A 14,695-nucleotide genomic window follows, 5' to 3' on the forward strand; every position below is an offset into this window, starting at 1 on the left:
TTATTGCTAAAAGAAGCTTCTTAAATTTATTTTCTACATAATGGATCTGCACCAATAGTTCCGTTTAATAGCTCTAAATAATTTTCAGATTTTGCTTCAGATAATTGTTGTTTCACTTTTTCTAAACGAGCATCAATATCCATTTCTTTAACTAATTTTTCGTTTCTATCATCACTCATAAAATCTTCTAAATATTGAACTTGTTTTGTTAAAAAAGCAATTTCTTTTTGTTGTTTTAATAGTAATCTTTCTTTATACCAATCGCTATTTACAACGTAATCTCTGTCAAAGTATTTTCTTAATTCAGGATCACTAATGTCTTTACCTTCGTAATTACCATAGGCCATAATGTTTAAAAGAATTTTTAATGGTGGAATTGCAGCTTCTATACTTCCGTCTTCAAAATAGTTTAAAGCAACTTTTTGTTGAGCTTCTGTTATATTTTTAATTCCGTCTACAAAATCTTCTAAGTTTTGTAATTCTGGTTTAAGCATGCGTTTGTTAAAAACTGCTGTAGGTTCATCAAACAATCTATTTAAACAAAGTAAAGAGAATTTTTTAGTAATTCTGTAACCTAATCTACTAGCTAAAATAGTTTCTCCATTATGTTCAAAATCTTCTAATTTCTCTAAAGCTCCTTTTTTAATTAGGTAATTAGGATCTCTGTCTTGTGGAGCCATTCTTGCCCAAATTTCTGGAATCAATAAACTAACATCATGATCAATTTTATTTTCTGCACCTACATAACCTGCTGCTGTACTAAAACCATTAGATTCTGTTAAGATATGAGATAATAAAGCATTATTTAAATCTGTTGTTGGTGTTAACATGTTAAACGGAGCTTTTGTTAATGCACCCTCAGAACCAGCACCTGTGGTTGATGGAGATTTACCTGTTAAACTACAGATAAAGTCCATAAATAATTCTGGAGTTTCTTGGTAGTGAATTGGATTATAAACTGCTAAAGGTCTAATACCAGCTTCACGCTCTGCAGGATTATTTCTTCTACCAGGTAAAACAGCATTTACTACATGAATTACTGGGTCTTCTGGTTTAATTTTTCTTTTTAAACGCACACCAACATCAGAAATATAAGAAGCTTCTGTTTCATTATAAAACTTGTTTGGTTCTAAATAACGTGGGTTTTTAGTTGGTTCTCCACCTACAATTCTTGGATGAGATGGTAAAACAAACTGTATATCTTCATCTTTACTATCAATGATTTCTTTAATGAAATTTTTAACAGGTTGGGTGTATTTATCGTAGTTTAAAGTGTCTTCGTAAATTGCAATTGCATCTTCTTTAGTTAACATTTCGTAGTTGGTTAAAAACCTACCATCAGAAATAATATCAAATTCTGCCAATTTATCATAACCTCTTACAATTGCTTCATCTGGTCTTTGAAATAAATGAGCTTCGCAATTTGCAATTACTTTTACACTTTGGTTTGTGTACTCTTTGTTTAAATCTTTAAACTGATTTTTTGGTAAAGTTATAGATGCTGTAATATCATCTTCTGTTTGTATTTTTTCGCAAGCAGCAAAATCAGAACGCAATTTATTTAGCATCCAATTACCGTGTTCATTAAAACCAATACGAACATAACTACCAACAACTGGTGTATTGTTATATATTAAAGAAGTTCCTTTAACACCGTTAATAATTTCTACAGACATCATGTCTTTCCAGTTTAGTTTAGCACCATGTGCTTGTCTAAACAAACGTTTTACAAATAAAACTAAAGTACGAACGTGTACAGGGATATTTGCTAAAAATTCATTGAATTCATCTGAGTTTTCTTCATTAGGAGTAAGTAATTTTACAACAGAACCTAAAGTTCTTTTTTCACTTAATAAAGATCTAGATTTTGGTCTGTTAGGATCTTTAACTTTCCATCTAGTAGAATAATCAAACTCTATAATTTCATCCGCTTTTTTAAAGTCTTCTTCTATATTATGAATATTAAAACTACCATAAGTAATGGCATTTTGCATAGATTTAGATATTTCTGATTTTCCTCCACCAGAAACTGTACAAGGTTTATGACAAAAAACTCCTTCTGGGTAAGTTTCTACCATTCTCCATAGATTAACAGATTTGTGTTTTTCTAAGTTTAATTTGTTTCCAGATGGATGAATATATGTTTTAAATGGAGAGATTGTTAATTTTTGTTCTTCTCCCTTATAATCCCAAGTGATACTATTTGTTTTAGTATCAAAATAAGAAGTTTCTGGTATATAAACGATATTAGGATAGTTTTTATCTACAGCATAATTTTCTGGCATTAACTCAATTCTATCTGCTAATAAAGTTTTAACATCTTCAAAAGTTTGGTCTAAACCATAATATTTATTGTAATCTGTACAAGTAACAGTGTTACCCATAACACGTCTTGCATAAGCAATTGCACCACCAGCATGCTCTTCTTCTGCCAAACCAAAAAGATTAGCAGAATAACTTATTTGTGTTTTTATTTCTTTTTTAGAATATCCGTAGTAGTTATCTGCAATTAAAGTTACAACAACTCCTCTGTCGTCTCTACAAGTAATTTTAAATGCACCACCATTATTATAAAGTTCATTTTCATCTTTCCAGCACATTCCATCTTTCTTCTGACGATCTGTTGCCTCATCAAAATGAGGTAAACCAACTTCTTTCTTTTTAAGTTTTAATAATTGCGGAGCTAAAACAATACAACCTGTATGACCTGTCCAATGCTCTGGATCAAGAGCAGCATCATTATGAGCTAAACTTGGGTCTCCGGCATTTCCAAAAATAGATTCTACAAAATCTAAATTACTTACTAAAGTACCTGGAGCATAGAAACGTACTTCTAAAGATTTTTCTGAAATAACACCTTTTACTTCTGGGCAAACAACAGGTCTTAGTAACATAGAAACCATTGTTTTTGCTTTTTCTTCTTGCGTAGATGTAAATGGTAATAAATTTAAGTCATCAGTAGGTTTAAAAGCTGCATTTAAAAAGTGAGCAAAAACAATCTTTGGTACTTCAAATTTATCTAAAGGCACTGGTAAATCTCCTTCTACAATATGAAAAGTACCTTTTGTTGTTCTTTTATCGTGTAAAGGATTGTTTAAAACCCCTTGTTTAAGTCTTTTTGATGTTACTAAATCACTAACAAAAGAATCTCCATTTGGAGGTAAACTAGCTTCTCTAGCTTGCCCTTTTTTAGATAAAATTAATGTGTTGTTAGGTAATTTAATTGATTTATCTATAGAAACTTCTTTTAAATAATCATCTAAAAATTCTTGAATTCTTGAGTCAGCAGGAGAAAGATGATGCGATAAAAGTCTAGATTTTTCTCTAAGACTCATTATTAATGGTCTTGTTGTTTTTTCAAAATCAGGATCGCATAATTGTTCATCACTACCTTTATTATCTTTGTATATAGGTTGCCCTATAGTAGCTAATTGTAAATTAATAAATTGAACAATGTCTTTTCTAGTTTCTTGCATGGTATATATCTTGATATAATTAGACTTAATTTCTGAAACAAATTTAGATAACGAAAAAAAAAAAAAAACTGTTAAATATCATGTTTCAATATTTTATTAACGAATACGATTGAGAAATATCTCTATTTTTTTGATGTTATATTTTAAGGATTCGTTATTTAATTATTTGAAAGAATATTTTTATGTAAAGTATAAGTATGTAAAAGGCAAAAATTAGTTCTTTTCTATTAGTTTTGTGGCAATGAAGTATACTTTAGGAAAACAAGAGCGTTTAAAAAGCAAAAAGCTAATTGGCAGACTTTATGCAGAAGGGAATTCTGTAAAAGCTTTTCCGTTTAGAATGGTATATTTACAAACAGAACATACTTCAAACTTTCCTGCTCAAGTGGGGGTTTCTGTAGCAAAAAGAAATTTTAAAAGAGCTCCAGATAGAAATCGATTAAAAAGATTAATGAGAGAAACATATCGTTTACAAAAAAACATTGTTTACGATAATTTAGAAAAACCTTATGTTTTTATGATTTCGTATATTGGCAGAGAAGAAAAAACGTACGAAGAACTTTTTTCTAAAATGAATAAATTGTTGAATTTATTTGTAGAAGATGTTAAAATAAAATCAGATGAAACTTTTTAAAATAAAACCATTTACGCTTGTAATTTTACTGGTTGTAGCCATTTTTTTATCGTTTTCTTTTAAATCAAAATTTTTTGAGGTTGCAAAACAAATAGAAATCTATAATACTTTATTTAAAGAGTTAAATATGTATTATGTAGATGAAATTAACCCTGCAGAATTAACAAATAAAGCAATAAAAAATACGTTAAAAGATTTAGATCCTTATACCAATTTTTACAATGAACAAGATGTAGAAAATGCAAGAATTAGTAGAGAGGGGGAATATGGAGGAATCGGGATTTCTGTATTTTATACAGAAAAAGGAATTCAGGTTAATGAGATTTATAAAGGGTTTTCTGCAGATAAAGCAGGTTTAAATTCTGGTGATATTATTATTTCTGTTGATGGACAATCGTTAAAAAATATGGAAAGAGAAGAACTATCTATGTTTTTAAAAGGAACACCTAACAGTCGTTTTTCTGTAGAAATTGAAAGACAAGGGAAAATTCTTAAAAAAGAAATTACTAGAGATAAAGTAGTTATAAATCCGGTTCCTTTTTATAAAATGATAGACGAAGAAACTGGTTATATTGTGTTAACTCGTTTTAATGATAAAGCTTCATCAGAAGTTAAAAAAGCATTTAAAGAGTTAAAAGAATCTGGAATGAAAAAGCTGGTTTTTGATTTAAGAGGAAACCCAGGAGGATCATTATTAGAATCTATTAATATTTCTAATTTCTTTTTACCAAAAGGAAAAACAATTGTTTCTACAAAAGCAAAAATAAAAAAATGGAGCAATACCTATAAAACCACAAATAAACCTTTAGATTTAGAAATATCTGTTGTTGTTCTAGTAAACGATCGTTCTGCATCTGCATCAGAAATTGTAGGTGGATCTTTACAAGATTACGATAGAGCTGTAATTATGGGTCAACGTTCTTTTGGTAAAGGATTGGTGCAACGTTATAGAGAGTTAACTTATGGTACACAGTTAAAATTAACAATATCTAAGTATTATACGCCAAGTGGTAGATGTATTCAAGAATTAGATTATACCAATAGAGATGAAGATGGAAATGTTCCAAAATTTTCTGAAAATGGAATAAATGAGTTTAAAACAGCAAACGGAAGAACGGTTTATGATGGAGGAGGAGTTTTACCTGATGTATTAATTAAAACATCAACAAAAACAGAAACTACCGAAGAGTTGTTAAGTTCTAAAGCTATTTTTAATTTTTCGGTAAATTATTTTTATCAGAATACAGAAATAGAAAAGGAGATTGATTTTGAATTTAAAGAAAGCGATTTTGAGAGTTTTAAAAATTATTTAAAATCAGACACTACATTTGTTACTAAGCAAGAAGCTTTGTTTAAAGAAGCTTACAAAGCATCAACATTAAAAAATATTTCTAAAGAATATAATAAGATTCAAGAAGAATTATTTAAAAATAAAGTTGATGAAATAGCAAAAAATAAAGACATATTAAAAGTAATTCTTACAGAAGAAATATTAAATAGATATTATTACCAAGAAGGGGTTTTTAAGCACAATTTAAAAAATGATGAGGTAATAAAGCAAGCGGTTAATTTACTGCAAAACCAAGATGAATATAGACGAATATTATCGGCTAAATAATTTTATCTTTGAATTTTAAAATATAGAATGACAAAAGCAATAAAAATAAATAGAACAAGAGCACAAGAATCTACAAATGCCATAGAAAAATTATATATTTCTATGCGTCATTTATTTACTAGAGGTTTTTATAAACCTATGGGTATTTCTGGAGAAGCTTTAAGAAAGTCTTTACTGTCTTTAAGGCCAGAAATTTATGGTTCTATTGCAGAAGAGAGAATAGAGTTAAACGGATTGACTTATGTAATTGAGAGATTACCAGAAGGTATAGAAGAATGTCAGTTTATTAATTTAACAGCAGATGAAGGTTATAGAGATTCTCATTTTAAAACAATAATTCCTCCTAAAAGAAGAAGAAATTGTTATAGAATAGACAGAGATCAAATGAATATTGAGATTACCAGAGGTAGATCTGAGATCTATGACATTCTAACACATTTAACTTTTTTGTTTATAGAATCTCATAAGATTCAGAAAAGAGTAACTATTAATGAAGGAGCAGATTTTATTAGAGAATGGAAATATTTAGAAGATATAGTTATTTATAATAAACAAATTACAGCTAAAGAAAGAGAAGTTGCTATTGCTCATTTAAGTAATATTTTAGGAAGAACTTTTGATGAGGTACAAGGAATTCATAAAACTTTTCAAACAGAAAGTAACGAAGACAGATTCTTTCATCTAATCTATTGGTTAGGTAAGTTAGCGATTAATGAGGTTTTAGATAATAAGAAAAGAAAAGTAACTTTTAGCTCTGTTTTAATTGAAGAAATCGGGCATCATATTTATGGAGATGTTTGGGCAAATAATATAAAGAAGATACTTAAAGAAAATAAACTTCTAAAAAGGCCAATACACATTATCAGTGCAAATATGCACAGTGTACTAAATTCTATTTATGCAAAAGGAGCTTTACCAAAAGAGGCAGAAGAGCATGAAGGGTTTGAGTTGTATCAATTGTTAAGTAATTCTGATAGTAAACCCTTACAAACGGCTGTTAAAGAATATGCCTCTAAAAATGGTTTAATTTATATTAAAGATACATCTGGTACAAATATTAATGTACAAGTTATAGATACTGATAAAATTAATTTTGAAAACTCTCCCTTTAAAAAAGTAAATTCTGTAGATAAAAGTCCTGTTATTATTGTAATGGATTATGCTTTTGGCGAACAAGCTTACGAAACGATGGACGAGCTTTTAAAACCTTATAAAAATAGTAAGAAAAAGAACCATTTAGTTGTAAAATCTGTTTCGATAATGGGTAAAGCAGGTATTTTAGAAGGAGGTAAAGGAGATATTATGATTCCGTCTGCACATATTTTTGAGGGTACAGCAGATAATTATCCTTTTAAAAATGAACTAACAAAAGAAGATTTAGAAGGTTTTGGAGTAGAAGTTTTTGATGGTTCTATGATTTCTGTTTTAGGAACATCTTTACAAAATAAAGATCTTTTAAAGTTTTTCCATGACTCTACATGGAATGTTATTGGATTAGAAATGGAAGGAGCACATTATCAAAAAGCCATACAATCTGCATCTAAAATTAGAGGTAATATTTCTAAAAAAGTGAAAGTAAGATATGCATATTATGCATCTGATAATCCATTAGAAACAGGTGCAACATTAGCTTCAGGTGGTCTAGGTATGACAGGAGTTACACCAACATATGCAATTACTCAAAAAATATTAGAACAAATTTTTTAATAATTTACTATTACACTTTTACCAAACTAAAACAATGTCAACAAAACAAAATAACAACGAAGAAGAAGTAGATTTAGGTTCCTTGTTTGTAATTATAGGAAAAGGATTTTCTAATTTATTTAATTTTATAGGTAGTATTTTTAAAGGAGTATTTCACTCTATAATAACCATTCTTGTTTTCTTTAAAAAGAATATTATAAAAATAGTTATAGCGACTGTAATTGGTGGTCTAATTGGTGTTTTTTGGGAGATAAAAAAAAATGATTTGTATGGTTCAGATTTATTAGTGAAACCAAATTTTAGTAGTGCTAGACAATTATATAATAATATTAATTATTACAATGATTTAGTTAAACAAAAGGACACTTTAGGTTTAGCAAATACATTTAATTTAGATAAAGAAACAGCAGGTTCTTTAAAAAAGTTTTCTATAAAACCAATTGTAAATGAGAATGATGTTATTAAATCTTATAACACCTTTGTTCTAGCAGTTGATACTACAACAGTAAAGAGCTATACATTCGAAGAATTTAAAAAATCATTTACAGACTATGATTATTATATGCATAAAATAAGTGTTGTAGCAGAAAAAAATGATGTTTTTGATGCTTTAGACGATGTTATTATTTCTTCTGTTGTAAAAAATAAATACTTTAATAGGCTAAAAGAATCAATTAACGAAAACTTAAATAGAACAGATTCTATTTATAGAGAAAATTTAGCACAGATAGATTCTCTAAGAAAAGTTTATATGCAGGTTATGGTAGAAGAAGCAAAAAAGCAAACTACAGGTACAAGTATAGATTTAGGGGGGCAAAAAAGCACTACAAAAGAGTTAGAACTTTTTACAACGAACAGGCAAATAAATTCAGATTTAAGAAATATTGCAGATGAAAAGTCTGAGAAATACGAAATAATTAATGTGGTTTCTAATTTTCAATCTACAGGATATAAAATAAAGGGTATTACTAAGAATTATGGTTTTTTATTAGCGATTGTAGGAGCTGTTTTTATGGTTTTGGTTCTTCTATTATTACAAGTTAATAAATATTTAGATAATTATAAAAAATAAAATGGATTCAATTTTAGTAACTGGTGGAGCAGGATTTATAGGTTCTAATTTCATTCCTTTTTTTTTAGATAAAAATGAAGGCTTTAAGGTTGTAAACTTAGATTTATTAACTTATGCAGGAGATATTTTTAACTTGTCTGAATTAGAAAATAATGATAGATATATTTTTGTTGAAGGAGATATTTGTGATAGAAGTTTAGTTGATAAACTTTTTAAAGAATATAATTTTGTTGGTGTTATTCATTTTGCAGCAGAATCTCATGTAGATAATTCAATTAAAAATCCAGATGCATTTGTTAAAACAAATGTTTTCGGAACTTTTAATTTACTTGATGTAACTAAAAATTATTGGATGGAAAGTCCTAATGTTTTTAAAGAAGGATATAATAATTCAAAATTTCTTCATGTGTCTACAGATGAGGTTTATGGAACTTTAGGAGAAACAGGATTGTTTACCGAAGAAACTCCGTATGCGCCAAACAGTCCTTATAGTGCATCAAAAGCATCGTCAGATTTTATGGTAAGAAGTTACTTTCATACTTATGGGATGAATGTTGTTACCACAAATTGTTCTAATAATTACGGGCCGAAACAACATGATGAAAAATTAATTCCAACCATCATCAGAAAAGCAATTTCTGGTGAAAATATTCCCATTTATGGTAATGGAAAAAACATTAGAGATTGGTTGTTTGTATTAGATCATTGCACAGGAATAGATATCGCGTTTAAAGAAGGTAAAATAGGTGAGACCTATAATATTGGTGGTAAAAACGAAAGAAATAATTTATATATAGCAAATACAATTTGTGAAATTTTAGACGAAGAATATCCTAAAGAAAAATCTTATAAAGAACAAATTAGTTTTGTAACAGATAGACCTGGTCATGATTTTAGATATGCAATTGATGCATCAAAAATAGAAAATGAATTAGGTTGGAGAGCTAAAGAAAACTTTGAATCGGGAATTAGAAAAACGATTCAGTGGTATTTAAAAAAGTATCAATAATATGAAAGGAATTATTTTAGCTGGAGGTTCTGGTACAAGGTTACATCCATTAACGTTGGCAGTTAGTAAACAGTTAATGCCGGTCTATGATAAACCGATGATTTATTATCCTATTTCTACATTAATTTCTGCCGGAATTAGAGAAATACTAATTATATCTACACCTCAAGATTTACCATTATTCAAAAAACTTTTAGGAAATGGAAATCAAATTGGTTGTAGTTTTGAGTATGAAGTTCAAGAAAACCCAAATGGTTTAGCAGAAGCATTTATTATTGGAGAAGAGTTTATTGGCAACGAAAAAGTAGCTTTAATTTTAGGAGATAATATTTTTTACGGAACGGGTCTGGCAAGCTTATTAAAAGCAAATAACAATCCCGAAGGCGGAATTGTTTACGCTTATCATGTTAATGATCCAGAGCGCTATGGAGTTGTAGAATTTGATGAGAATTTAAAAGCAATATCAATAGAAGAGAAGCCTTTAAAACCAAAATCTAATTATGCAGTACCTGGTATTTATTTTTATGATAATGATGTTGTAGAAATTGTAAAAAATATAAAACCAAGTAAAAGAGGTGAGTTAGAAATTACAGAAGTAAACAATGTGTATTTAAAACAAGGAAAACTTTCTGTAGAAATTTTAGATAGAGGTACAGCCTGGTTAGATACCGGTACTTTTGATTCTTTAATGCAAGCGGGTCAGTTTGTACAAGTAATAGAAGAAAGACAAGGTTTAAAAATAGGAGCTATTGAAGAAGCAGCTTTTAGAGCAGGTTTTATCTCTAAAGAAGAAATGCATCAATTAGCAAAACCGGTTTTAAAAAGTGGTTATGGTAATAATTTATTAAAGATATAATGATAGTTAAAGAAACAATTTTAAAAGATTGCTTTGTTATAGAACCTACTTTTTTTAAAGACAATAGAGGGTATTTTTTGTTAGAGTATAATAAAAAAGAATTTCAAGAAAGAACAGGTTTTATGGGTGATTTCGTTTTAGGAAATCAATCTAAATCTGAATACGGGGTAATAAGAGGTTTACATTTACAAACAGAAGAGTTTGCTCAAGCAAAACTAGTAAGAGTTGTAAAAGGTAAAATCTTAGATGTTGCCGTTGATGTAAGAAAAGATTCAGAAACTTTTGGAAAAATTTTCTCAGTAGAATTATCTGGCGAAAATTTTAAACAATTATTTGTTCCAAGAGGTTTTTTACACGGTTTTTCTGTTTTAGAAGACGATACAATCGTTTCTTATAAATGTGATAACTATTATAATCCGACAGCAGAATCTGGTGTAATTTATAATGATAAAGACTTAAATATTGATTGGCAAATACCCTCTGATAAAATTACGCTTTCAGAAAAAGATAAAGTATTAGAAAGTTTTTTAACATTTAATAACACAAATAATTTATAAAGTTAACAAGCTACAAATGATATTTAAATCATTAATAAGTAAAATTATTAAAGTAAAAGAAAACGTAAATTTTCTAAAGTATTTTAATAATACATTATGGCTTTTTATCAGTAAGATTTTAGGTTTCTTTTCAGCTATTTTTGTAAGTGCTTGGGTCGCTCGGTATTTAGGTCCAGAAACTTATGGGCTTTTAGCATATAGTAATAGTTTGGTTGCTTTATTTTTACCTATTGCCATGATTGGGTTAAATGATATTATAATAAAGGAATTAGTAAATGCTAAAAATGAGATAGAAATAAGTGATATTTTAGGAACAGCCTTTTTAACAAAACTATTTTTTGGTTTAATATCATTAATTTTTCTAACTGTATTTGTGTTTCTAAATAAAGATTTTTTAGAAATTAGACTTTTAATTTTAATATTTTCCTCCTTTTTAATATTTCAAAGTTTAGAAGTTTTCGATTTTTATTTTCAAAGTCAAGTTAAATCTAGATTTGTAGTTTATGCTAGAATTATAGCAGTTTCTTTATCGAGTTTGTTGAAAATTTTATTGATAAATTATAATTCACCAGTTAAATATTTTGCGATAGTTATTGTATTAGAATTTTTGATAATACATTTATGTACGTTTTTATACTTCAATAAAACTAAAATTAAAATCTCTGTTTTCAGTTTTGATAAAAGTTATGTTCTTAGTCTTCTTAAAAGAAGTTGGCCTCTGTTTTTAAGTGGTATGATGTATATCGTTTATGTAAAGATAGATCAAATAATGGTAAAAGAACTATTGGGAGCAAATGCTGCAGGATTGTATGCTGTATCAATTAGTTTGAGTGAAGTTTGGTATTTTATACCTAATATAATTGCAGCTTCTTTTTTTCCGGCAATTTTATTTTATAAATCAAAAGATCAAAAGATTTATCATAAAAGAATTACAAATCTTTATAGTTTGCTTTTCTGGTTAGCTGTTTTTATATCGTTATTTATTACTTTTTTTGGAGAGTGGATTATAGAGATTTTATATGGAAGTAGTTTTTATAATTCTTATAAGATTTTAAGTATTTATATATGGTCTAATATATTTTTCTTTTTTACAACCATTAGTTCAAAATGGTTGGTAGCAGAAGGTTTTTATTTACATTCTTTCTATAGAAATATTATTGGTGCTGTTTTAAACGTAATATTAAATATTGTTTTAATAAATAAAATTGGACTAACAGGAGCGGCAATATCAACTTTAATTTCTTACAGTTTTGTTGGTTTATTTTATGATTTAATATTCAAAGAATTAAGGGTAAATTTCAAACTAAAGTTAAAATCTATATTATGTATAAATTAATGAAGTCAAAAATAAAACATAAACTCAGTTTTTTAAATAATCAAGAAGATATTATTGGTAAATTAAATTTGTCTGTTTTTAAATTTAAAACATATCTTCCATATTCTAAATCATCTTTAAGTTATAGCAGTATTAGCTATATATTAAATGATGTTATTATTAATGATAGAAAAGATATAATTGAATTTGGTGGTGGAATTTCAACAGTATATTTGGCTAAATTAGCTAAAACTTCTAAAAAAAATTTAAAAATAACGACAATTGACCATGATGAAAAATGGATTTCTATTCTAACAAATATCCTAAAAGAAGAAGAGCTTATTGAATATGTAAATTTAATTTATTGTCCTTTAGATAGTTCAAGTCTTTCAATAGAAAATAACAAATGGTATAGCGAATCTGTTATTAAAAACAATATAAAAGGGATGAAGTTTGATTTAGTAATTGTGGATGGACCTTTAGCTTATGAAAAAGAATTCGAAATGTCTAGATATCCTGCTTTACCTTTTATAAATAATTACCTGAATAAACGTAATTCAATTTTTTTAGATGACACTAATAGAAATGGAGAAAAAAAGATTGTAAAACTTTGGGAAAAACAGTTTGATAGATGTTTTTTATCATTAAACACAATATCTATGATAAGTTTTAAAGGGAGTTTTTTTAATATTAAATAGATTGTTAACACAAAATGTTGCATAAAATTTTATATATTCATCATGCTGGGGAATTAGGTGGAGCTCCTAAAAGTTTATCTATTTTACTTAGCGGTTTAGATAACAAAAAATATAAACCATATGTTTTTATGTTAATTAATGGGCCTGCAAAAGATTTATTTATAAAAGCAAATGCAGAAGTTATTGTTAGTAAAAAAAGATTATTTGCTTTTCATGGAACTACAGTTTCTGGAATGAGTTTTAGATTGTTTGTTAAAAATATTTTATATATTATACCTAATATTATTGCTGCTTACAAAGTAATTAAAAAAATAAAACCAGATATTGTGCATTTAAATACGAGTTGTTTATTTGTATATGCTTTTGTTGCAAATTTTTTTTTTAAAAATATAAAAGTTGTTTCTCATATAAGGGAACCATTATTAAATAATTTTTTCGGAAAAATCTTAAGTTTTTATAATAATAAATATGTAGATTTTTTTATCCCAATTAATGATTATGAATCTAAACCTTTCAAGAAAGAGAGGTTAGAAATTATAAAAAATTCGATAGATAAAAATGTATATGCTTTTAATTCTTTAATAAGAGAAAAAGAAAGAGAGGTTATAGGACTGAATAAACATGATTTTATAATAGGTTTTTTTGCTAGGTTTAATTTCGAAAATGGAATAGAAGATTTACTGTCAATTTCTTTAAAATTAGAAGAGGTAGACAAAAAAATTAAAATAATAATTTACGGTTTTGAGCCTGAGGTACTAAGTGAAGAGATAAAGAGTCTCGCAAAAAGAATGCCTAATAATGTAATTGTGAAAGGGATGGTTAAAGATGTGCAGGCTAAAATGCAAATGATAGATTTATTAATTAGCCCGTTTAAAACACCTCATTTTTCTAGATCTGTAATAGAAGCACAATCCATGTCTATTCCTGTTTTAGTATCAGATGTAGAGTCTCAAAATACACTATTAATAAATGATAAAACAGGTTACATTTATAAACCGGGTTCTGTTGACAAAGCCATAGATAAAATAATAACTCTTAAGAATAATAAAGAATTATTAACTTTGATGAAGAACAATGCTAGAGATTTTGCTGTAAATAATTTTTGTCATATTAATAATAACAAAAAGGTTTATACCATTTATAATAATTTATTAAAGTAAATAAAAGCGTTATGTATAAGTTTTTCTTGTTTTTTTATTTTATAAAATCTAAAATTATTAATTATTTAAAATTTAGGATTTTTGATATAAAATTTGGTAAAAACTCTACAGTAAATGGCTCTTTATTTTTAAAGGGAAAAGGATCGACTGTAATAGGCGATAATGTTATTATTAACTCAAGCTATTTTAAAAACCCGATTGGAGGACAAACGTTTACAAGTATTGTTGTTGCGCATAAAGCAAAACTAAAAATAGGAAATAACGTTGGAATGTCTAATTGTGCTATATTTTGTAGTGAAGAAATTGTTATTGAAGATTTCGTTTTTATAGGAGGAAACTGCAAGATTTATGACACGGATTTTCATTCTATTTATATTGAAGACAGAAAGAAAATACCAGAAACAGGTATTAAAAAAGAAAAGGTGTTAATTAAAGAGGGTGCTTTTATTGGAGCAAGTTCTATCATTTTAAAAGGAGTTGAAATAGGAGAGAAATCTGTTATTGCAGCTGGAAGTGTTATATCAAAAAATATACCTGATAATGAAATTTGGGGAGGTAATCCTGCTAAATTCATCAAAAAAATAGAAAATTAA

At 27.4% G+C, this 14,695-nt stretch carries 12 protein-coding genes; 11 read left to right on the forward strand and 1 reads right to left on the reverse strand.

All coding sequences use genetic code 11. The features are described from left to right. Positions 1-26: 26 nt before the first annotated feature. Positions 27-3,476 carry a hypothetical protein gene (locus ACJJVY_RS16145; protein ID WP_405611232.1) on the reverse strand — a complete coding sequence of 1,150 codons (3,450 nt, stop codon included), beginning with the start codon at positions 3,474-3,476 and terminating at the stop codon, positions 27-29. Between the two features lie 241 nt (positions 3,477-3,717). On the opposite strand from ACJJVY_RS16145, the gene rnpA reads away from it, so the two are divergent. The 11 genes from rnpA to ACJJVY_RS16200 are packed head-to-tail and all read left to right on the forward strand — an operon-like array spanning position 3,718 to position 14,695. Further along, positions 3,718-4,110 (forward strand): ribonuclease P protein component, encoded by a 393-nt coding sequence (gene rnpA / locus ACJJVY_RS16150; RefSeq protein WP_405611235.1) that lies wholly within the window; start codon positions 3,718-3,720, stop codon positions 4,108-4,110. After that, the gene (locus ACJJVY_RS16155; RefSeq protein ID WP_405611238.1) at positions 4,097-5,728 is read left to right on the forward strand and encodes a S41 family peptidase; all 1,632 of its coding nucleotides are present in this window, start codon (positions 4,097-4,099) and stop codon (positions 5,726-5,728) included. Before rnpA ends, ACJJVY_RS16155 begins: the two co-directional genes overlap by 14 nt. A 27-nt stretch (positions 5,729-5,755) precedes the next feature. Beyond that, positions 5,756-7,435 (forward strand): DUF6909 family protein, encoded by a 1,680-nt coding sequence (locus ACJJVY_RS16160; RefSeq protein ID WP_405611241.1) that lies wholly within the window; start codon positions 5,756-5,758, stop codon positions 7,433-7,435. Positions 7,436-7,469: 34 nt separating this feature from the next. Further along, on the forward strand, positions 7,470-8,507 hold the full coding sequence (locus ACJJVY_RS16165; RefSeq protein ID WP_405611244.1) for a hypothetical protein: 1,038 nt from the start codon (positions 7,470-7,472) through the stop codon (positions 8,505-8,507). Between the two features lies 1 nt (position 8,508). Then, entirely contained in the window at positions 8,509-9,516 is a 1,008-nt protein-coding gene (gene rfbB, locus ACJJVY_RS16170) for a dTDP-glucose 4,6-dehydratase (protein WP_405611247.1), read from the forward strand. A 1-nt stretch (position 9,517) separates the two neighbouring features. Beyond that, complete coding sequence (rfbA, locus tag ACJJVY_RS16175; RefSeq protein WP_405611250.1) at positions 9,518-10,372, forward strand: glucose-1-phosphate thymidylyltransferase RfbA; 855 nt, start codon at positions 9,518-9,520, stop codon at positions 10,370-10,372. Then, positions 10,372-10,929, forward strand: a complete 558-nt coding sequence (gene rfbC, locus ACJJVY_RS16180) for a dTDP-4-dehydrorhamnose 3,5-epimerase (protein ID WP_405611253.1) — start codon at positions 10,372-10,374, stop codon at positions 10,927-10,929. The genes rfbA and rfbC overlap by 1 nt, the downstream gene beginning before the upstream one ends. 16 nt (positions 10,930-10,945) lie before the next feature. Further along, positions 10,946-12,265, forward strand: coding sequence for a flippase (locus ACJJVY_RS16185; protein WP_405611256.1), 1,320 nt, complete (start codon positions 10,946-10,948; stop codon positions 12,263-12,265). Continuing rightward, complete coding sequence (locus ACJJVY_RS16190) at positions 12,265-12,942, forward strand: class I SAM-dependent methyltransferase (RefSeq protein ID WP_405611259.1); 678 nt, start codon at positions 12,265-12,267, stop codon at positions 12,940-12,942. Before ACJJVY_RS16185 ends, ACJJVY_RS16190 begins: the two co-directional genes overlap by 1 nt. 14 nt (positions 12,943-12,956) lie before the next feature. After that, positions 12,957-14,102, forward strand: a complete 1,146-nt coding sequence (locus ACJJVY_RS16195) for a glycosyltransferase (protein WP_405611262.1) — start codon at positions 12,957-12,959, stop codon at positions 14,100-14,102. Positions 14,103-14,113: 11 nt separating this feature from the next. Then, entirely contained in the window at positions 14,114-14,695 is a 582-nt protein-coding gene (locus ACJJVY_RS16200) for an acyltransferase (RefSeq protein ID WP_405611265.1), read from the forward strand.

This window comes from Polaribacter sp. Asnod1-A03 (genome assembly GCF_045063585.1).
Classification (GTDB): Bacteria; Bacteroidota; Bacteroidia; order Flavobacteriales; family Flavobacteriaceae; genus Polaribacter.